The 17,384-nt window shown below is 69.4% G+C and carries 17 protein-coding genes; 11 read left to right on the forward strand and 6 right to left on the reverse strand.

What is annotated here, in order from left to right; all coding sequences use genetic code 11:
- The first annotated feature begins 7 nt into the window (after window positions 1-7).
- From ACRYRV_RS10755 to glrR, 3 genes are all read left to right on the forward strand, one after another.
- Complete coding sequence (locus tag ACRYRV_RS10755) at window positions 8-1,495, forward strand: sensor histidine kinase (RefSeq protein WP_444985172.1); 1,488 nt, start codon at window positions 8-10, stop codon at window positions 1,493-1,495.
- Window positions 1,496-1,499: 4 nt separating this feature from the next.
- On the forward strand, window positions 1,500-2,075 hold the full coding sequence (locus tag ACRYRV_RS10760) for a hypothetical protein (RefSeq protein ID WP_309635958.1): 576 nt from the start codon (window positions 1,500-1,502) through the stop codon (window positions 2,073-2,075).
- 168 nt (window positions 2,076-2,243) lie between these two features.
- Window positions 2,244-3,530: a two-component system response regulator GlrR gene (gene glrR, locus ACRYRV_RS10765; protein ID WP_253452257.1), complete on the forward strand. Its 1,287-nt coding sequence runs from the start codon at window positions 2,244-2,246 to the stop codon at window positions 3,528-3,530.
- Window positions 3,531-3,599: 69 nt separating this feature from the next.
- On the opposite strand, the gene ACRYRV_RS10770 is transcribed toward glrR, so the two are convergent.
- From ACRYRV_RS10770 to ACRYRV_RS10780, 3 genes are all read right to left on the reverse strand, one after another.
- Window positions 3,600-4,253: a peroxiredoxin gene (locus ACRYRV_RS10770; RefSeq protein WP_444985171.1), complete on the reverse strand. Its 654-nt coding sequence runs from the start codon at window positions 4,251-4,253 to the stop codon at window positions 3,600-3,602.
- A 149-nt stretch (window positions 4,254-4,402) separates the two neighbouring features.
- The gene (gene xseA, locus ACRYRV_RS10775; protein ID WP_444985170.1) at window positions 4,403-5,776 is read right to left on the reverse strand and encodes an exodeoxyribonuclease VII large subunit; all 1,374 of its coding nucleotides are present in this window, start codon (window positions 5,774-5,776) and stop codon (window positions 4,403-4,405) included.
- Window positions 5,777-5,893: 117 nt separating this feature from the next.
- Complete coding sequence (locus ACRYRV_RS10780) at window positions 5,894-6,451, reverse strand: PRC-barrel domain-containing protein (RefSeq protein WP_253445755.1); 558 nt, start codon at window positions 6,449-6,451, stop codon at window positions 5,894-5,896.
- 306 nt (window positions 6,452-6,757) lie between these two features.
- Here ACRYRV_RS10780 and guaB point away from each other — a divergent pair, with 306 nt between their 5' ends.
- From guaB to ACRYRV_RS10800, 4 genes are all read left to right on the forward strand, one after another.
- Window positions 6,758-8,227: an IMP dehydrogenase gene (guaB, locus tag ACRYRV_RS10785; protein WP_253445751.1), complete on the forward strand. Its 1,470-nt coding sequence runs from the start codon at window positions 6,758-6,760 to the stop codon at window positions 8,225-8,227.
- Between the two features lie 9 nt (window positions 8,228-8,236).
- A complete protein-coding gene (gene guaA, locus ACRYRV_RS10790; RefSeq protein ID WP_444985169.1) occupies window positions 8,237-9,814 on the forward strand; it encodes a glutamine-hydrolyzing GMP synthase in 1,578 nt (525 codons plus the stop codon).
- Window positions 9,815-9,953: 139 nt separating this feature from the next.
- On the forward strand, window positions 9,954-10,628 hold the full coding sequence (locus ACRYRV_RS10795; RefSeq protein WP_444985168.1) for a glutathione S-transferase family protein: 675 nt from the start codon (window positions 9,954-9,956) through the stop codon (window positions 10,626-10,628).
- 90 nt (window positions 10,629-10,718) lie between these two features.
- Entirely contained in the window at window positions 10,719-11,195 is a 477-nt protein-coding gene (locus ACRYRV_RS10800) for a phosphate-starvation-inducible PsiE family protein (protein WP_309635951.1), read from the forward strand.
- Window positions 11,196-11,219: 24 nt separating this feature from the next.
- On the opposite strand, the gene ACRYRV_RS10805 is transcribed toward ACRYRV_RS10800, so the two are convergent.
- Both ACRYRV_RS10805 and ACRYRV_RS10810 read right to left on the reverse strand, forming a co-directional pair.
- Complete coding sequence (locus ACRYRV_RS10805; RefSeq protein WP_305499477.1) at window positions 11,220-11,435, reverse strand: TIGR02450 family Trp-rich protein; 216 nt, start codon at window positions 11,433-11,435, stop codon at window positions 11,220-11,222.
- A gap of 34 nt (window positions 11,436-11,469) precedes the next feature.
- The gene (locus tag ACRYRV_RS10810) at window positions 11,470-12,468 is read right to left on the reverse strand and encodes an NADP-dependent oxidoreductase (RefSeq protein WP_444985166.1); all 999 of its coding nucleotides are present in this window, start codon (window positions 12,466-12,468) and stop codon (window positions 11,470-11,472) included.
- Window positions 12,469-13,076: 608 nt separating this feature from the next.
- Between ACRYRV_RS10810 and ACRYRV_RS10815 the strand changes: the two genes are divergently transcribed.
- The 4 genes from ACRYRV_RS10815 to ACRYRV_RS10830 all read left to right on the forward strand — a co-directional run bounded on the left by ACRYRV_RS10815 (window position 13,077) and on the right by ACRYRV_RS10830 (window position 15,743).
- Complete coding sequence (locus tag ACRYRV_RS10815; RefSeq protein ID WP_253445550.1) at window positions 13,077-13,247, forward strand: hypothetical protein; 171 nt, start codon at window positions 13,077-13,079, stop codon at window positions 13,245-13,247.
- Window positions 13,248-13,394: 147 nt separating this feature from the next.
- Window positions 13,395-13,808: a nucleoside diphosphate kinase regulator gene (rnk, locus tag ACRYRV_RS10820; protein WP_253445547.1), complete on the forward strand. Its 414-nt coding sequence runs from the start codon at window positions 13,395-13,397 to the stop codon at window positions 13,806-13,808.
- A 10-nt stretch (window positions 13,809-13,818) separates the two neighbouring features.
- Window positions 13,819-14,436: a LysE family translocator gene (locus ACRYRV_RS10825; protein ID WP_444985165.1), complete on the forward strand. Its 618-nt coding sequence runs from the start codon at window positions 13,819-13,821 to the stop codon at window positions 14,434-14,436.
- Window positions 14,437-14,522: 86 nt separating this feature from the next.
- Entirely contained in the window at window positions 14,523-15,743 is a 1,221-nt protein-coding gene (locus tag ACRYRV_RS10830) for an EAL domain-containing response regulator (RefSeq protein ID WP_444985163.1), read from the forward strand.
- On the opposite strand, the gene ACRYRV_RS10835 is transcribed toward ACRYRV_RS10830, so the two are convergent.
- On the reverse strand, window positions 15,683-17,335 hold the full coding sequence (locus ACRYRV_RS10835) for an acyl-CoA dehydrogenase family protein (RefSeq protein WP_444985162.1): 1,653 nt from the start codon (window positions 17,333-17,335) through the stop codon (window positions 15,683-15,685). The two genes, ACRYRV_RS10830 and ACRYRV_RS10835, sit on opposite strands and share 61 nt — an antisense overlap.
- Window positions 17,336-17,384 lie beyond the last annotated feature (49 nt).

Genomic DNA, 17,384 nt, shown 5'->3' on the forward strand with positions numbered 1-17,384 from the left:
GCTGGACATGACCATTCGTGTGACGCGTCGCTGGCGCCCCCGCTCGCTGTTTCAGCTTGTTCTGCTCGCCTTTCTGGTGGTGATGCTCCCGCTGGGCGTCTTGATGTTCCAGGCGGCCCAGGCCCTGTCGGAGCTCTCGCGGCTGGCGGACGTCAGCGCGCGCCAGGCGGTGGAGGAGACCCGCCGCGCTCGTACCCTGGGCATCCTGGCGCTGGAGCTCGAGCGCAGCGCCCGTCAGTATGCGGTGGTCGAGCAGGAGAGCCTGCTCGATATCTACGTCGAGCGCCTCGGGGAGTATCGCGACCTGCTCGCCGAGCAGCGGGAGCTGCTGGGGGAAGAGGGCGATGTGGCCGTGCTGGCGCGTCAGCTGGAGCTGCTGGAGCGACTGCCCGAGCTGCCTCGGGAGCTCTTCGAGCAGCAGCTGGCGATCTTCCCCGCCTTCGCCGAGCGTACCGAGTCGATGCGTCGCGCCACCAACCGCCATATCGATGCCCGCATCGAGACGATCCGCGAGCGGGCCGAGACGGTGCAGGCCCGCCTCTGGCTGCAGACCGCGGCGCTGGTCTCCGCCAGCCTGGTGCTGATGCTGCTCTTCTCCTGGCTGATCATCCGCCCGGTGCGCCAGCTGGAGCGGCGGATCCTGGGTATCGGCAGCGGTGCCCCCCGCAGTGCGGCGCGGCTGGTACAGGGGCCGGCAGAGCTGGTGCAGCTCGACGAGCGTCTCGACTGGCTGGCATCGCGGCTCGAGGAGCTCGAGGCCGAGAAGCAGCAGTTCCTGCGCCATATGTCCCATGAGCTCAAGACGCCGCTGGCCAGCGTTCGCGAGGGTTCGGCCCTGCTGGCCGACGGCGTGGCCGGTGAGCTGTCGCCCCCCCAGCGCGAGATCCTCGAGCTGATCGATGCCAGCGGCGGCGAGCTGCAGCGGCTGATCGAGCAGCTGCTCGACTACAACCTGCTGCAGCATAACCGTCAGGTCACGCCCGAGCGGCTGGATGTCGCCACCGTGGTGCGGGAGGTGCTGGCCAAGCATCGCCTGGCGCTGGCCAACAAGGGCATGGCGGTCAGCAGCTTCGATGGCCCCCTGGAGTGGTCGCTGGACCACACCGCCACCTCGCGTCTCCTGGACAACCTGATCTCCAACGCCATCGCCTACGGTGAAGACGGTGGTGTGCTCGAGATCCGCGCTCGGCGGCGTGGAGACCGGCTGGAGGTGGAGGTGGCCAACAGCGGTGAGCCCATCGCCGAGGCCGATCGGCCGCGCCTGTTCGAGGCCTTCTACCAGGGGCAGGCGCGCCGCAAGGGGCCGCTCAAGGGGTCCGGCATCGGGCTCTCGGTGGCCGCGGACTGCGCGCGGATCCAGCAGGGGCAGCTCGAGCTGGTGGAGGATCCCCGGCTGGCCGTCTGTTTCCGCCTGACCCTCCCGGCAGGGCTCCACGCGAGCCTGCCCCTCAACCCCGAGCTCGCCCTGGAGGCGAGCCACCCTGCAAGGAACTGATGTCATGCGTTTTCGCCCCCTGCTCGCCTGCATGACCGCCCTCTGGCTGGCTGGCTGCGAGCTCCTGCCGGATGCCCCCTTCGGAGGGGGCGCCAGCCGCGATGCGGCCCCGGCGATCGACAGCGTGCCCAGCGTCTGCCCGGGCGGCATTCCCGACTTTGCCGATCCGGCCTGCCTGCTCGATGACTGGGTGGCCTTCGGCCTGGCCTCCCAGCGCGGCGATCGCGCCTGGCGTGACGCCATCCTGGCCCGGCTCGAGGGCAGCGCCAGCGAACGGCGCCTGGCGCGGGCCGTGGCCCTGAGCTGGGGCAATGAGCGCCAGTGGGACCAGGCCTCGGAGCTCTACAAGGCCGACCTGGCGTCGGCGCCGGTGGCGCTGCAGCCGCTGCTGCGCTACTGGCTCAACGAGCTGGAGGGCCGGCGCAGCATGGCGCGCCGCCTGGAGGAGGCCCGTGGCGAACTGGCCGACGCCGAGGGTCGGCACGCGGCGCTGGAGGAGGAGAAGGCCGCCCTGGCCGAGAAGCTCGAGGCGCTGACCGCCATCGAGCAGAGCATCAACCTGCGACAGCAGACCGACTGACAGGAGAACGACGTGAAGCACGTGATCCCCCTGCACCTGCAGGCCCGCGCCCAGGGCGCCCGTCAGGCCAGTGGAGCGGCGCCGGGTGCGCGCGGCCTTGGTGGTCGAGGTGCCGGCCCGCACATCCTGCTGGTGGATGACGACGTCAGCCTGCTCAAGCTGCTCGGCATGCGCCTGGAGAGCCGTGGCTTCCGCGTCACCACCGCCGAGAGCGGCCGCGATGCCCTCAAGGCCCTGGAGCTCAGCCGCCCCGACCTGGTGCTGACCGACCTGCGCATGGACGAGATGGATGGCCTGGCGCTCTTTCGCGAGGTGCAGCGACAGGTGCCGGGCCTGCCGGTGATCCTGCTCACCGCCCACGGCTCGATTCCGGATGCGGTGAGTGCCACCCGCGAGGGGGTGTTCAGCTTCCTCACCAAGCCGGTGGATCGGGAGGAGCTGTTCGCCGCCATCGACGAGGCCCTGGCCCAGGCGCCGGCCTCGGCCGCCGAGGGTGACGACGCCTGGCGCGCCGAGATCATCACCAGAAGCCCGGACATGGAGCGCCTCCTCGAGCAGGCGCGCATGGTGGCGGGCTCCGATGTCAGCGTGCTGGTGACCGGCCCCTCGGGGTCGGGCAAGGAGCTGATGGCGAGGGCCATCCATCGTGCCAGCCGGCGGGCCGACCGTCCCTTCGTGGCGATCAACTGCGGGGCCCTGCCGGAGCAGCTGCTGGAGAGCGAACTGTTCGGCCACGCCAAGGGCGCCTTTACCGGTGCCATCAGCGAGCACAACGGCCTGTTCCAGGCCGCCGATGGCGGCACCCTGTTTCTCGACGAGATCGGTGACATGCCGCTGGCGCTGCAGGTCAAGCTGCTGCGGGCCCTGCAGGAGCGCCAGGTCCGACCGCTGGGCTCGACCACCTCGATTCCCATCGATGTGCGGATCATCTCCGCCACTCATCGCGACCTGGATCGCGCCATGCGCGAAGGGGAGTTCCGCGAGGATCTCTACTACCGCCTCAACGTGGTCAACCTGCGCCTGCCGGCCCTCAAGGAGCGCGCCGAGGACGTGCCGCTCTTGGCCAAGCACCTGGTGGCCCAGGCCGCCGAGCGCCACAAGCCCTTCGTCAAGGGCTTTTCTCCGGAGGCCCTCAACCTGCTGGCCGCCAGCGCCTGGCCGGGCAACGTGCGCCAGCTGGTCAACGTGGTGGAGCAGTGCGTGGCCCTGACCAGCTCGGCGATGATCCCCGAGGCGCTGGTGGCCCAGGCCCTGGCCGCCGAGGAGAGCGCCCTGCCCACCTTCAACGATGCCCGGGCCGCCTTCGAGCGCAGCTACCTGATCAAGGTGCTCAAGATCACCGAAGGCAACGTGACCCAGGCCGCCCGCATCGCCGGGCGCAACCGCACCGACTTCTACAAGCTGCTGGGGCGCCATGACCTGGAGCCCGCCACCTTCAAGCCGGGGGGGCCATAACGCGACGCCCCCTGCCGGGGCAGGGGGCGTCGGGGTCACAGGCCGAGCCTGTGGCGGCTGTCGCTGCGCTTACTGGGGCAGCGGGGCCTTGCGCAGGTAGGGGAAGACCTTGTCGATCTTGCCGAACCTGGTCACCGCTTCCTCGTCGGAGAGCGACAGGGGCACGATGACGTCCTGACCCACGGTCCAGTCGGCGGGAGTGGCGATGCTCTGGCTGTTGGCGGTCTGCAGGGCATCCAGGGCGCGCAGCACCTCGGCGAAGTTACGGCCGACGTTCATCGGGTAGATCATGGCCAGCTTCAGCTGCTTGTCCGGGCCGATGATGAAGACAGAGCGCACGGTGGCGCTGTCTTCCGGCGTGGCGCCGTCCGGCAGGTAGGCGTCGGCGGGCAGCATGTCGAACAGCTTGGCGATCTTGAGGTCTTCATCGGCGATGATCGGGAAACCGACGTCGCAGTCGGCGTAGCTGGCGATATCCTTGATCCACGCCTTGTGCTCTTCCACGCCGTCGGTGGAGATGCCGATCACCTTGGTGCCGCGCTTCTTCCACTCCTCGCCCAGGCGGGCCACCGCGCCGAACTCGGTGGTGCAGACCGGGGTGAAGTCCTTGGGGTGGGAGAACAGGATGGCCCAGCTGTCGCCGATCCACTCGTGGAAGCGGATGGGGCCATCGCTGGTGTCGGCTTCGAAATCCGGGACAACGTCATTGATACGCAGTGACATGGTGTATCTCCTCTCTGCTGAGCGAATCGTGTGGCCAGGGGGGCACACGCTGAAACTCTGGCGCCTGGTGATGGAGACCCGCGTCTCGTCTCAGGCTTCGGGTACCATCCTATATATCGCCTTATGGAATATCCATATACAAAAATCTATCAGGCCGATGGACTTTCCGGCCGAGGCAGGTTGTCGCAGGCCCCTTGCTTCCTGACCTCGAGTTCGAGTCGCCCCTCGCCCAGCCGGGCGGTGAGCGTCTGGCCCGGAGCGGTATCGCCGGCGCGGCGCACCACCTGGCCTCGCTCATCCTCGAGAATCGCATAGCCGCGCCCCAGCACCGCCAGCGGGCTGACCGCCTGCAGCTCTCTCGCCAGGGCCGCCAGCCGCTGGCGCTGAGCGGCCAGACTCCTTGGCATGGCGGCATGCAGCCGCGCGGCGCTGCGGGAGAGCCGCTCCCGGCTCTCGGCAAGGCGCCGGGCCGGTGCCTGGGCCGACAGCCGCGTCGCCAGGTGACGCTGACGGCGGCGCTCACCCTCCAGGCAGGCCGCCAGGGCGCGGTGCAGCCGGGCCTGCAGCAGCGCCAGGGTGTCGCGGCGGCGGGCCAGCACCTCACCGGGGTGGCGCAGCCGCGCCTGCAGGTGGTCGAGCCGCTGCCCCTCCCGCTCCTGGCGGCTGCGAACGGCGTTGGCCAGCCGCGTTTCCAGCGTGGCCAGGCGCTGGGCCAGCGCGCGCTGGTCGGGTACCAGCTGCTCGGCGGCGGCGGAGGGGGTGGGCGCCCGGGCATCGGCGGCGAAGTCGGCCAGGGTCACATCCACCTCATGGCCCACCGCCGACATCACCGGCAGCCGTGAGTGGAAGAGGGCCCGGGCCAGGTGCTCATCGTTGAAGGCCCAGAGGTCCTCCAGGCTGCCGCCGCCGCGGGTGATCAGGATGGCGTCCCGGGCGGGGTCCAGCGCGGCCTGACGGTTGAGCAGGCCCAGCGCCGAGATCATCGCCGGGGCGGCCTCGCGGCCCTGCACCGGCACCGGTATCAGGGTGACCCGGGCCAGGGGCCAGCGCGCCGCCAGCACCGCCAGCACGTCGCGGATCGCCGCCCCCGTGGGCGAGGTCAGCACCAGCAGATGACGAGGCGGGTGGGGCAGGGGGCGAGCGTTGGCGAATACGCCTTCGGCGGCGAGCCGTGCCTTGAGCGCCTCGAAGGCGGCCAGCAGGTCGCCCACCCCTGCCCCCTGCACGGCCTCGGCAATCAGTTGATAGTCGCCGCGGGGCTCGAAGATCGATAGCCGCCCGCGCACTCGCACCCGATCCCCGTCGCGCATCGGGGCGGCCACGAAGCGCGCGCGGGTGCGAAACAGCGCACAGCGCAGCTGGGCCTGGTCATCCTTGAGGGTGAAGTAGAGGTGGCCCGAGGTGGGGCGCGACACGCCGGAGAGTTCGCCTTCCACCCAGAGCTCGCCGACCCCCTGCTCCAGGGTCCGGCGGGCGCGGCGGTTCACTTCGCTGACGGAGAGGGCGTCGGGTGTGTCGTCCATTGAGCGGCTCGTGCTGAGAGAACGGCCCAGCCTACCATGCCGGCAGGGGCGGCGGGGCCCCGACGGAAGACGCCGGGCGCAGGGCCCGGCGTCGAGAATTGCCGATGGCTGGGGGCTTCAGTCGTCGGCGCCGACCGCGTCACGCGCCGCTTCCCAGGCGCGCTGGGCGTTCTCGCGGGTGGTCTCCCAGGCGCGCTCCGCGCCCTCCTGGGTGGTCTGCCAGGCGCTCTCGGCCCCCTCCTGAGTCTGCAGCCAGGCCTCCCGGGAGCGCTCGCGGGCTCGCTCCCACCAGTCGTCACTGTAGACAGGGTAGCCCTCGAGCTCCTCGGCGCTGGCCTCCAGCATGACGCGGTGCTCGGTGTCCCCGTCGTCATCGAAATGGGTCATCAGGGTGAACTGGCCCGACTCGACGATAAAGTCGCGGCCGCCCAGGCCCAGCACGCTGCCGCTCTCGATCACCAGGGCGGTGACCTGCATGGCTTCGTCGAAGAGGATATCTTCCACCTCGCCAACGCGCTCCTCGGGGTCGCTGGTCAGGTAGACGTCGGCATCGAGGATATCCTCGGCGGAGTAGAGGCCCTGGGGCTCGTAGGCCGGCTGGGCCTGGGCGCCGAGGGTGAGGCCGCCGGCCAGGGCGGCGATGGCAAGGGTCAGGGTGTGCTTCTTGCAGGACATCTTTCTCTCCTTGATCGTGTCGTTCAGCGTTCCTGCCCCGTTTCGGCGTGGCCCGGCCCGGGCGGCCCGGCTGCTGCGCCGGGCGGCGAGGGCGGCAGTCCATGTGCGCCACGCCGGTCAGGGGTACCCTTCACCCTAGATGAGGCGCGGTAATTGTGGGTAATGAATCGTGTTTCTCTGTTCGTGCTGCCCCCGTCCGGTGACCTGCCTGGCCGCTGCCCCCGTGACGCGACCCGCCCCCGGCCGCTATAATGTCGGATTGACTTCACGTCCCCCTTCCCACCAGCTCACTGGGTGTTGCCGCTTATGCTCCGTATGGCTCAAGAAGCGCTTACGTTCGATGACGTATTGCTCGTTCCTGGCTACTCCGAGGTCCTGCCCAAGGACGTCAGCCTCCGGACCCGCCTGACCCGCGATCTCTTCCTCAATATTCCCCTGGTCTCCGCGGCCATGGACACCGTGACCGAGGCCCGCCTGGCCATCGCCATGGCCCAGGAAGGCGGCATCGGCATCATCCACAAGAACATGACCATCGCCCACCAGGCGTCCGAGGTGCGCAAGGTCAAGAAGCACGAGAGCGTGATCGTCAAGGATCCGGTCACCGTGGGGCCCAAGGCCAAGCTGGCCGACCTGCTGGCCATGGCCGAGGAGCACGGCTTCTCGGGCTTCCCGGTGGTGGAGGGCGAGGCCCTGGTGGGGCTGGTCACCGAGCGCGACATGCGCTTCCAGCCCAACCACGGCGACAGCGTCTCCGACATCATGACCCCCCGCGAGCGCCTGGTCACCGTGCCGGAAGGCACCAGCCTGGATATCATCAAGGGCAAGATGCAGGAGCACCGGGTGGAGAAGATGCTGATCGTCAACGATCAGTTCCAGCTGCGTGGCCTGGTCACCTTCAAGGACATCGAGAAGGCGCGCACCTTCCCCCACGCCGCCAAGGACGGTGACGGCCGTCTGCTGGTCGGCGCCGCCGTGGGTACCGGTCCCGAGACCCCGGACCGCGTCGCCGCCCTGGCCGAGGCCGGCGTGGACGTGATCATCGTCGATACCGCCCATGGCCATTCGAAGGGGGTGATCGACCGGGTGCGCTGGGTCAAGCAGACCTTCCCCCAGCTGCAGGTGATCGGCGGCAACATCGCCACCGCCGAGGCGGCAAAGGATCTGGCCGAGGCGGGCGCCGATGGCGTCAAGGTGGGCATCGGCCCCGGCTCCATCTGCACCACCCGGGTCGTCGCCGGCGTCGGCGTGCCGCAGATCACCGCGGTCTCCAACGTGGCTGCGGCGCTGGAGCCCTACGATATCCCGCTGATCGCCGACGGCGGCGTGCGCTTCTCCGGCGACCTGGCCAAGGCGATTGCCGCCGGCGCCAGCGCCGTGATGGTGGGCGGCCTGCTGGCCGGCACCGAGGAGGCCCCGGGCGAGGTCGAGCTGTTCCAGGGCCGTACCTACAAGGCCTACCGCGGCATGGGCTCCATGGGCGCCATGGCCCAGAGCCAGGGTAGCGCCGACCGCTACTTCCAGGACAAGGACGCCGGCGCCGAGAAGCTGGTGCCGGAAGGCATCGAGGGTCGCGTGCCCTACAAGGGGCTGATGAGCGCCATCGTTCACCAGATGATGGGCGGCCTGCGCGCCTCCATGGGCTACACCGGCTGCAACGACATCCAGGAGATGCGCACCAAGCCGCAGTTCGTCCAGATCACCGGGGCGGGCTTCGCCGAGTCCCACGTGCACGACGTGCAGATCACCAAGGAAGCCCCGAACTATCGGGCGGGCTGAGGACCAGACATGACCGACATTCACGCCCACAAGATCCTGATCCTGGACTTCGGCTCCCAGTACACTCAGCTGATCGCCCGCCGCGTGCGCGAGATCGGCGTCTACTCCGAGATCCGCGCCTTCGACATCACCGAGGCCGAGATCCGTGAGTACGCCCCCAACGGCATCATCCTGGCCGGCGGCCCCGAGTCGGTCACCGAGCTGGGCTCGCCCCGGGCGCCCCAGTGCGTGTTCGAGATGGGCCTGCCGGTGCTGGGCATCTGCTACGGCATGCAGACCATGGCCGAGCAGCTCGGCGGCGCCGTGGCGGGCTCCAACGTCCGCGAGTTCGGCTACGCCCAGATCCGCATCGACGAGCCCACCGCCCTGTTCCGCGATATCGCCGACCATATCGACCACGACAGCGGCAAGAGCCTGCTCGACGTCTGGATGAGCCACGGCGACAAGGTGGCCCAGGTACCCGAGGCCTTCACCGTGACCGCCTCCACCCCGAGCTGCCCCATCGCCGCCATGGCCTGGGAGGAGAAGCGCTTCTACGGGGTGCAGTTCCACCCCGAGGTGACCCACACCCTGCAGGGTCAGCGCATCCTCGAGCACTTCGTGGTCGAGATCTGCCAGGCCGAGTGCAACTGGACACCGGCCCAGATCATCGAGGACCAGATCGAGCGCGTACGCGCCCAGGTGGGCGACCGGCACGTGCTGCTGGGCCTCTCCGGCGGCGTCGACTCCTCGGTGGTGGCGGCCCTGCTGCACAAGGCGATCGGCGACCAGCTCACCTGCGTCTTCGTCGACAACGGCCTCTTGCGCAAGGCCGAGGGCGACCAGGTGATGGAGACCTTCGCCAGGCACATGGGCGTCAAGGTAATCCGCGTCGACGCCGAGGAGCAGTTCCTCTCGCGCCTCGAGGGCGAGGCGGACCCCGAGGCCAAGCGCAAGATCATCGGCAACACCTTCATCGACGTCTTCGACGCCGAGGCGGCCAAGATCGAGGGCGTGGACTTCCTGGCCCAGGGCACCATCTACCCGGATGTGATCGAGTCCGCCGCCGCCAAGACCGGCAAGGCGCACGTGATCAAGTCCCACCACAACGTGGGCGGCCTGCCGGAGACCATGAAGCTCAAGCTGGTGGAGCCGCTGCGCGAGCTGTTCAAGGACGAGGTGCGCAAGCTCGGTCTCGAGCTCGGCCTGCCCTACGACATGGTCTACCGCCACCCCTTCCCGGGGCCGGGCCTGGGCGTGCGCATCCTCGGCGAGGTGAAGAAGGAGTACGCGGACATCCTGCGCGAGGCCGACGCCATCTTCATCGAGGAGCTGCACAAGGCGGACTGGTACCACAAGACCAGCCAGGCGTTCGCCGTCTTCCTGCCGGTGAAGTCCGTCGGCGTGGTCGGCGACGCCCGCCGCTACGAGTGGGTCATCGCCCTGCGCGCCGTGGAGACCATCGACTTCATGACCGCCCGCTGGGCCCACTTGCCCTACGAGCTACTCGAAACGGTCTCCAACCGCATCATCAACGAGCTCTCCGGCGTCTCCCGCGTCACCTATGACGTCTCGAGCAAGCCGCCCGCGACGATCGAATGGGAGTGATTCCACCGGATTGACGGCGTTTTTCGAACCCGCCCCTGTGGCGGGTTCGGTGCTTCTGGGAGCGCCCTGAAGGGGCGGGGCTTTCGCGATCGATGGCGCCGGGGCACCATGCCCTTAAAGCCTGAAATGGAACCCAGCCATGATTCGACTCCACCACTGCGTCAGCGCCCGCTCCTTTCGCCCCCTCTGGCTGCTCGAGGAGCTGGGCCAGCCCTATGAGCTGGTGATGCACCCCTTCCCGCCCCGGATGCGTGACGAGGCCTTCCTCGAGATCAACCCGCTGGGCACGGTGCCGGCCTTCTTCGATGGCGAGGTGGCCATGACCGAGTCCGCGGCTATCTGCCAGTTCCTCGCCTCCCGCCGTCCCGAGGCGGGGCTGGAGGTGGCGGCGAATGAGCCGGCCTATGGCGACTACCTCAACTTCCTGCACTTCGGCGAGGCGACCCTCACCTTTCCCCAGACCCTGGTGCTGCGCTACGGCCACTTCGAGCCGCCGGAGCGGCGCCAGCCCCAGGTGGTGGAGGACTACGCCCGCTGGTGCCTCTCGCGGCTGCGCACCCTGGCGCCGCGCCTGGAGCGCGAGCCCTTCCTGTGTGCCGGGCGCTTCACCGCCGCCGACGTCTCGGTGGGCTATGCGCTGCTGCTGGCCAGCCATATCGGCCTGGAGGAGCGCTTCAAGCCCGCCGTGGCGGACTATTGGGCGCGCCTGCAGCAGCGGGAAGCCTTCCAGTGCGCTCTGGCCGCGGAGCGGGAGGCGGCCCTGGCCCAGGGCGTCTCGCCGGAGCCTGCCATGGCCGTGGGAGGCGCAGCCTGAGGCTCGGCCGCGTGCTCATGGATTGACAGCGTCGCGTGCTCGGGCATCAATGGACTCGACCCCCGCCGGGGGCTACCGGGAGAGGCGGCGATGGAACAGCACGACCACGACAGGCACCGCGGACCGCAGCTGCAGCATGATGAGCTGCCCAAGGAGCACGAGGACCCGCTGATCCGGCGGCTCCACCTCATCATCCGCCAGGCGATCAAGCTGCTGGCGGTGCTGATGGTGCTGGTGATCATCTGGGGCGTCCTGGATGTCATCTATGTGCTCTACACCAAGTTCATCTCTCCGCCGGTGCTGCTCTTCGAGGTCAGCGATATCTTCGTGATCTTCGGCGCCTTCATGGTGGTGCTGATCGCCGTCGAGATCTTCATCAATATCCGCCTCTACCTGGGCACCAATATCCTGCCCATCCGCCTGGTGGTGGCCACGGCGCTGATGGCCATCGCCCGGAAGGTGATCATCCTGGATATCGCCACCGTGACGGCGATGGAGATGCTCGCCATCGCCGCCGTGGTGCTGGCGCTAGGGGTGACCCACTGGCTGGTGGGCAAGCCGGACTAGGCTTTTGAAACCTGGCGTGGACGATCACCGCCAGCCCATCAGCCAGGTGGCGTCGTCCTTCAGGTCCTGCCAGGGCAGGGTGGTCTCGCGGCGGGTGTAGACGGCCTCGAGGACCACCGCGACCACGTTTTCCTCTTCGTCGCGCTCCAGCGCCGTCACCAGGAAGTGCTTCTCCTTGTTCCGGGGCTTCGCCGCGGTCCACTTGCTGTGGTGCAGCTTCTCGGGGTTGATGGCGTTCACGCTGTCGCTCCTCGGTTGCCGTTATGGTCGTCGTTCACAGCCGCACCAGCATCTTGCCGGTGTTGGCGCCCTCGAAGAGCGCCAGGAACGCCTCCGGCGTGCGCTCGAGCCCCTCCTCAATGGTCTCGGCGTAGTCGATCTCGCCGCTGGCCACCAGCGGGCCGACTTCGTCGAGAAAGCGGGGGTAGTCGGCCCAGTGGTCGAAGACGATGAAGCCCTGCATGCGCAGGCGCCGGATCAGCACCATGGCCAGGTTGCCGGGTCCCGGCGTCGGCCCCTCGGCGTTGTAGCGGGTGATCATCCCGCACACGGCGATACGCCCGCCGGTGCGCAGCGTGTTGAGCGCCGCTTCCAGGCAGATGCCCCCCACGTTCTCGTAGTAGATATCGAAGCCCTCGGGGCAGGCCGCCTGGAGCGCCTCGGTGAGCTGCCCCGCGTCCCGGTCTCGGTAGCTCACCGCCTCGATGCCGTGGGACTCCAGCCAGGCGAGCTTCTCGGGCGAGCCGGCGATGCCCACCACGGTGCCACCGCGGGCCTTGGCTAGCTGCACGGCCAGCGAGCCCACCGCGCCGCTGGCGGCGCTGACCAGGACGTTGTCGCCCGCCTGCATCTCGGCGATCCGGTTCAGGCCCGTCCAGGCGGTCATGCCGGGCATGCCCAGCACGCCGAGGTAGGCCTGCTCGGGCACATCGATGCCCGGCAGGGGCTCCACCTGGTCGCCCGGCAGCTGGGCGATATCCCGCCAGCCGGCCATGTGGCGGACCCGGTCGCCCACGCTCAGGCGCGCGTCCCGGGATTCAATCACCTCGCCCACCGCGGCGCCCTCCAGCGGCTCCCCGAGCACGAAGGGGTCGATGTAGGTCTTGACGCCGCTCATGCGGCCGCGCATGTAGGGGTCTACCGACAGCCAGGTGTTGCGAATCCGCACCTCGCCCTCGGCCAGGGCGGGCAGCTCGGTCTCGCGGAGCTCGAACAGCTCGCGCCCCGGCGTGCCCTGGGGGAAGTCGTTGATGGTGAAGTAGCGTGATTGCATGGTGTCCTTCCTTCACATGGCGGGGAGTGGGCCAGTCTAGGCCAGGGAGAGGTGCCCGGGTCAATCTCGCCCGGGCCACGCTGTCGGTCGATGCTGGTGCTCCCGCTCTCCGACGCAAGGGCGCCCCTCGGGGGAAGGCACTCTCCCGAGGGGCGATGTCATGCAGGTAAAGGGCGCAGCGCCAAGCAGGCCGCTGGAGGGCGTCAGCCCAGGTAGGCCGCAAGCGCGGCCAAGGCGTCGCGTTGCCACTGTGATTGGCGATACCAGAACGCGAGAACTTCGGGGTCGAGGGTAAACGAGTGGGAATGGTTCATGATAGCTGTCCTCCTGAGTGGGACACCTATCACCATAGCTCTTTCCTTGCTGCATTGCAGCATAAGGCGTCATGTCTGATGCCTGCCTTCCGCAGGCATCAGGGAATGATATCGAGACATCTGCCCTTGATGGGCTGGGTAATCAATGCCTTGTCTGCCTTTCCGCCCGTCTGAGGCAGGGCGGGCTAACCCTGGTCGCGGCTCGGCAGGTCGTCGGCCAGGGTGCGGGAGGTGGTTGCAGGGGGCGCGCGCCGGGCCCATGCTGAGGCGATGGCGACAGTCGGGGAGCGCATCATGGGGGTAAAGGGGTTTGCCGGGGGCTTGATCGTGCTGGGCGTGGCGCTGGGGCTATACGGCTGGCGGGCCTGGAACCCGGTGGCCTTCGTGGGGCTGGCCCTTGCGGTTCTGGGTGCCGTGGTACTGATAACCGGCCGCCGCGGTCGGGGCCCGACGCCGGGGGCCTGACATCCTGCGCCATTGAGCTTATGATGAGCGGTGTCGACAGTCCTTCCCCCCTACGGGGGCGGAGGGCTGTTTTTATTGGATATCTTTTATTGGATAGCCGCCAAGTTTCACTCTGCGCCATGCATTGACGGGCTACCAGGAGGTCGCATGTCATCCCGCCCCACCATCATCATCAATCGCCTCGATGCGGAGCGCCTGCAGCGCCTGATCGACGATGCCAGTGACAAGGACCTGTTCGTGGCCGATGCCCTCGAGGAGGAGCTCGAGCGTGGCGAGGTCATCGACCCGGAAGAGATTCCCGACGACGTGGTCAGCATGAACAGCCGGATCCAGTTTACCGACCTGACCCGCAACCGCCAGATGATCCGGACCCTGGTCTACCCGCACTCCCTGGCGACCACCGAAGATGGCATCTCGGTCATGGCCCCGGTGGGCGCTGCCCTGATCGGCCTTCGCGTCGGCGATGTGATCGACTGGAACCTGCCCGACGGCCACCAGGTGAGCCTGCGCGTGGATGCCATCCTGTGGCAGCCCGAGCGCGAGAAGCAGTTCCACCGCTGAGGAAGCCCCGATGCCGTTCTCCCTGTGGCTCTCCCTGGCGGCGGTGTGCGCCATGGGGGCCATGTCTCCGGGGCCCAGTCTGGCGCTGGTACTGCGCCATACCCTGGGCGGTGGCCGGGCTCCCGGCGTGGTCGCGGGGCTCTCCCACGCCCTGGGCGTGGGCTTCTATGCCCTGCTGACGGTGTGGGGGCTGGGGGCGCTGATCGTCCGGCAGCCGGCGCTGTTCCAGGTCATCACCTGGGGTGGGGCGGCCTACCTGGCGTGGCTCGGTATCAGGGCCCTGCGCGCCGGGCGTTCCGCGGCGCTGGCGGCGGGGGCGGCTCCGACCACGCGCCGCCAGGCCGCCCGGGAAGGGGTGCTGGTGGCGCTGGGCAACCCCAAGCTGATTCTCTTCTTCATCGCCCTGCTCAGCCAGTTCGTGACCCCGGACATGAGCCTGGCGGCCAAGGCGGTGATCGTGCTGACGGCCATGATCATCGACGGTGGCTGGTATGCCCTGGTGGCCCTGGGGCTCTCCCACTCTCGGGTGCTGCCCTGGCTGCAGGCCCGCTCCCACTGGATCAATCGCATTACCGGCCTGCTGCTGCTGGGGCTGGCGCTGCGCGTGGTGGCCGGGCCGCTGGTGTAGAGCGTTGATATCGGGCGGGGTCGCCGTGGTGTGACTTTCATCGGAGGGTGCTACGCTCAGCCAACCTGCTGAGCGGAATCATGCCGATGTACGATACGCCCCTAGCGCCCCAGGCGCTGGTTCTGGAGGCAGACCGGGACGTCGCCGCCGTACTTTCCCTGCAGCTTGAGCTGCTGGGCCTGGAGGCTCGCTTCCATCATCGGCCGGCCACGCTGCTGGAGGCGCTGGCGGCCAGGCCGCCGCGCCTGGTGGTGCTAGGGCTGGAGTTCGGCAGCGAGGATAGCATCGTGCTGCTGCGCCGGCTCGCCGCCAGCGACTACCGCGGCTGGGTGCTGCTGCTCTCCGGCGTCGAGCGCAAGATCGCCCGGATCGCCGAGCGGTTAGGTCATACCCTGGGCCTGCAGATGCTGGGCTGCCTGGAGAAGCCCATGCGCCTGGTCGAGCTGCGCCGCTGCCTCGACAACCTGCGCCCGGGAGCGGTAGCGCCGCGCGAAGTGAGGGGCGAGCCCCTCTTCTCCATCCAGGAGGCCGTCCGAGCGCTGGAGGGCGATGAGCTTACCGTCCACTATCAGCCCCAGTTCGAGCTCGGCAGCGGGCGGCTCAGCGGCGTCGAGGCGCTGGTGCGCTGGGAGCACCCCACCCTGGGCCTGATCGGCCCGGCCCATTTCCTGCCGCTGCTCTCCCGCGAGCAGGGCAAGCGGCTGACCCGCCAGGTAATGCGCCGTGCGCGGAGCGATGCGGCGATCTGGCTGAGCGAGGGCGTGACGCCATCGCTTTCCATCAACGTGACCCCCGACGACCTGATGTGCCCGGATCTGCTGGAGCTGGTGCGCCAGCGGGACGTCCGGGAGCCGCCCCTGGTGCTGGAGATCACCGAGACCGCTGCCATGCATGATGAGCTGCTCGGCAGCGAGGTGGCCGCTCGGCTCTGCCTGGGGGGGCTCGAGGTGTCGGTGGATGATTTCGGCGTCGGTTTCTCGTCGCTCTCGCGGCTCCAGCTGCTGCCGATCAGCGAGCTGAAGATCGACCGCAGCTTCGTGCAGTTCTTCCAGGAGGACTCCCAGGACGCGGCCATCGTCGAGGCGGTGGCCCTGCTGGGGCGGCGCCTCGGCATCCGGGTGGTGGCCGAGGGGGTCGAGGACCTCTCCTGCCTGGCGCTGCTGGAGGCGTTCGGCTGCACCCATGTACAGGGCTACGGCCTGGCACGACCGATGTCGGCCGAGGCGATCCTCGAGGTGGGGTCGACTCAGGACTCGATGCGTGCCAGCAGCGCGGCACAGGGCGAGCCGCTGGGCAGCACCCCGTAGGCGGGGCCGGCCTCGTTCCCCAGCCGTGCGGCACAGAAGGTATCGGCCACCTCCGCGGGGGCGTACTGCACTAGCAGCGCCGCCTGCAGGCACTGGGCCAGGCGCTGTACCAGCCAGCGGGCGCGGGGCTCGAGCCGCTCCGCGGGCTCGGCCACCAGCCGCTCCAGCTCGGCCAGGGCGGCGTCCAGCCGGCGCTCCTCGCCCCGGGCGGGCGCCACCGCCTGCCAGTAGGCAGCCAGCGCCTCGGGGTAGCGGCCCAGCACCCTTAGCACGTCCAGGCAGATCACGTTCCCCGAGCCCTCCCAGATCGAGTTGACCGGCGCTTCGCGATAGAGCCGCGCCAGGGGCGACTCCTCCACGTAGCCGATGCCGCCCAGGCACTCCATGGCCTCGGCCATGAAGCCGGGGCCGCGCTTGTTGTGCCAGTACTTGGCCAGCGCCGGCAGCAGCCGGGCCAGGGCGCGTTCGTGCTCGTCGCCGCGGGCGGCACCGTCGAAGGCCCGGGCGGCGCGCATCATCAGTGCCACCCCGGCCTCCACCTCCAGGGCCAGGTCGGCGACCACCGCCCGCATCAGCGGCTGCTCGGCCAGCGCCCGGCCGAAGGCGTGGCGCTCGCGCACGTGGTGCCAGGCCGCCACCAGCGCCTGGCGCATCATGCCCACCGGCGCGGCAGCGGCGTCCAGGCGGGTCTGCTGGACCATCTCCAGGAGGGTGGCGATGCCGCGCCCCGGCGCACCGATGGGCTCGGCCCAGGCGCCGCGGTACTCGATCTCCGCCGAGGCGTTGGCGCGGTTGCCGCACTTCTCCTTGAGCCGCTGCAGCTCGATGGCGTTGCGCTCCCCGTCGGGGGTGAAGCGCGGCACCAGGAAGCAGCCGAGACCCTCGTCGGTCCGCGCCAGGGTCAGGAAGGCGTCGGACATGGGCGCGCTGCAGAACCACTTGTGGCCGGTGAGCCGCCAGCCGTCGTCGCCGGCTTCGGCGGCGGTGGTGTTCGTGCGTATATCGCTGCCGCCCTGCTTCTCGGTCATCGCCATGCCGAAGGTGAGCCCCCTCTTCTCGGCGGCCGGCAGGGAGCGGGGGTCGTAGTCCCAGGCCAGGAGCCCCGGAGCCCAGCGCGCCTCGACCGCCGGCGAGTGACGCAGCACCGGCAAGGCGGCGTGGGTCATGGTCACCGGACAGCAGAACCCGGGCTCGGTCTGGGTCAGCAGGTAGAGGGCCGCCACATGGGCCTGGTGGCCGCCGCGGCCCTCCTCCTGCCAGGCCACGGCGTGCCAGCCGTGGTCGATGGCCAGGTGCATCAGCGCGTGGTAGGCGGGGTGGTAGCTCACCTCGTCGAGGCGCCGTCCGTGGCGGTCGAAGAGACGCAGTTCCGGCGGATGGCGGTCGGCGGCCTCGCCCAGGGCCTGGACGCCTTCGCTGCCGGCCTCTCGGCCCAGCGGGGCGAGGCGGCGGGTCACCCAGTCCGGCGCCTCCCGGGCCAGGGCCTCCCGCAGCGGCGGGTCACCGCCCAGCAGGTCGCGGTCGCCACCGGGCAGCGGCTGGTTGGTCACCCGGTGGGTGGCCAGCCGGGTGCGGGGAGCGTGATCGGACATGGCGCACCTTCAGCCGCGAGGGGGTGTCCTGAGCATGGTGGGTGGATGG

It is taken from the genome of Halomonas mongoliensis, from assembly GCF_052496345.1.

What these genes read in the sequence shown, in the direction of transcription:
- ACRYRV_RS10755 (WP_444985172.1), top strand. Translation starts at nt 8, where the DNA reads ATGACCATTCGTGTGACGCGTCGCTGGCGCCCCCGCTCGCTGTTTCAG.
- ACRYRV_RS10760 (WP_309635958.1), top strand. Translation starts at nt 1,500, where the DNA reads ATGCGTTTTCGCCCCCTGCTCGCCTGCATGACCGCCCTCTGGCTGGCT.
- glrR (WP_253452257.1), top strand. Translation starts at nt 2,244, where the DNA reads ATGCGCCTGGAGAGCCGTGGCTTCCGCGTCACCACCGCCGAGAGCGGC.
- ACRYRV_RS10770 (WP_444985171.1), bottom strand. Translation starts at nt 4,253, where the DNA reads ATGTCACTGCGTATCAATGACGTTGTCCCGGATTTCGAAGCCGACACC.
- xseA (WP_444985170.1), bottom strand. Translation starts at nt 5,776, where the DNA reads ATGGACGACACACCCGACGCCCTCTCCGTCAGCGAAGTGAACCGCCGC.
- ACRYRV_RS10780 (WP_253445755.1), bottom strand. Translation starts at nt 6,451, where the DNA reads ATGTCCTGCAAGAAGCACACCCTGACCCTTGCCATCGCCGCCCTGGCC.
- guaB (WP_253445751.1), top strand. Translation starts at nt 6,758, where the DNA reads ATGCTCCGTATGGCTCAAGAAGCGCTTACGTTCGATGACGTATTGCTC.
- guaA (WP_444985169.1), top strand. Translation starts at nt 8,237, where the DNA reads ATGACCGACATTCACGCCCACAAGATCCTGATCCTGGACTTCGGCTCC.
- ACRYRV_RS10795 (WP_444985168.1), top strand. Translation starts at nt 9,954, where the DNA reads ATGATTCGACTCCACCACTGCGTCAGCGCCCGCTCCTTTCGCCCCCTC.
- ACRYRV_RS10800 (WP_309635951.1), top strand. Translation starts at nt 10,719, where the DNA reads ATGGAACAGCACGACCACGACAGGCACCGCGGACCGCAGCTGCAGCAT.
- ACRYRV_RS10810 (WP_444985166.1), bottom strand. Translation starts at nt 12,468, where the DNA reads ATGCAATCACGCTACTTCACCATCAACGACTTCCCCCAGGGCACGCCG.
- ACRYRV_RS10815 (WP_253445550.1), top strand. Translation starts at nt 13,077, where the DNA reads ATGGGGGTAAAGGGGTTTGCCGGGGGCTTGATCGTGCTGGGCGTGGCG.
- rnk (WP_253445547.1), top strand. Translation starts at nt 13,395, where the DNA reads ATGTCATCCCGCCCCACCATCATCATCAATCGCCTCGATGCGGAGCGC.
- ACRYRV_RS10825 (WP_444985165.1), top strand. Translation starts at nt 13,819, where the DNA reads ATGCCGTTCTCCCTGTGGCTCTCCCTGGCGGCGGTGTGCGCCATGGGG.
- ACRYRV_RS10830 (WP_444985163.1), top strand. Translation starts at nt 14,523, where the DNA reads ATGTACGATACGCCCCTAGCGCCCCAGGCGCTGGTTCTGGAGGCAGAC.
- ACRYRV_RS10835 (WP_444985162.1), bottom strand. Translation starts at nt 17,335, where the DNA reads ATGTCCGATCACGCTCCCCGCACCCGGCTGGCCACCCACCGGGTGACC.